The organism is Phaeospirillum tilakii, from assembly GCF_042683125.1.
Lineage (GTDB): Bacteria > Pseudomonadota > Alphaproteobacteria > Rhodospirillales > Magnetospirillaceae > Phaeospirillum > Phaeospirillum tilakii.
Window position 1 is genome coordinate 1 of sequence record NZ_JBHUIY010000098.1, and the last position, 1,190, is coordinate 1,190.

Below are 1,190 nucleotides of genomic sequence, written 5' to 3' on the forward strand. Positions count from 1 at the left end.
GCCCCCCGCCGCCGCCGCCGCCGCGCCGGGGGGCGAGGGCCGCCCGGTGCCGGTGGTGACCGCCGCCGTCTCGCGCCGCGACGTGCCGGTCTATCTCGACGGGCTGGGCACGGTGCAGGCCTTCAACACCGTCACCGTGCGTTCGCAGGTCGATGGCCAGCTGATCGACGTGCTGTTCCGCGAGGGCCAGGACGTCAAGGCCGGCGACGTGCTGGCCCAGATCGATCCGCGCACCTACCGCGCCGCCTATGATCAGGCGGTGGCGACCCGCGACAAGGATCTGGCCCAGCTCGACTCCGCCCGGCGCGACCTCGCCCGCTACCAGACCCTGGGCGACCGCATCAGCGGCCAGACCCTCGACACCCAGCGCGCCACCGTCCGCCAGCTCGAAGCCACCGTCCGCGCCGACGAGGCGGCGATCGCCTCGGCCAAGGTCCAGCTCGGCCATACCGTGATCACCGCGCCGATCGACGGCCGGGTCGGGCTGCGGCAGGTCGATCGCGGCAACATCATCCATGCCTCGGACAGCACCGGGCTGGTGACGCTGAGCCAGATCCAGCCGATCGCGGTGATTTTCACCCTGCCGCAGCAGACCCTGCCGGCGATCGCCGCCCGCCTCGCCGAGGGCGCCCGGCTCAGCGTGCTGGCTACCCAGGGCGACGGCGGCGGGGTGGTCGATGTCGGCGCGCTCGAACTGGTCGACAACGCGATCGACCAGACCACCGGCACCATCAAGCTGAAGGCGGTGATGCCCAATGCCGACCGCAAATTGTGGCCGGGCGGCTTCGTCACCGTGCGGCTGCTGCTGACCGTCCGCCATGCCGGGCTGGTGGTGCCGCTGCCGGCGGTCCAGCGCGGGCCGCAGGGCGCCTATGTCTTCCGCGTCAATGCCGAGCGGGTGGCGGAGATGCGTCCGGTCACCGTCGGCACCATCGAGGCCGATCAGGCCCTGATCGAATCCGGCCTCGCCGAGGGCGACGTGGTGGTGACCGACGGGATGGCCAAGCTCAAGCCGGGGGCGCGGGTGTCGCTGCCCGAGGACCGTGCCCGCAAGAGCGGCGCCGCCGCTTCGCCCGAGGCGCCGGCTCCCGCCGCCGCCCCCGCCGCCCCGCCTGCCGCCGCCCCGCCCGCCGCGACGATTCCACCCGCCGCCGTCTCTCCCGACCGGCCCGGGCCCGACCGGCCCGCCG

1 protein-coding gene is annotated in these 1,190 nt (G+C 74.4%); it reads left to right on the plus strand.

Going from position 1 to position 1,190, the window contains the following annotated elements:
- Positions 1 to 1,190 (plus strand): efflux RND transporter periplasmic adaptor subunit (locus ACFSNB_RS18685; protein WP_377319322.1); only part of this gene is annotated, 1,190 nt, incomplete at both ends.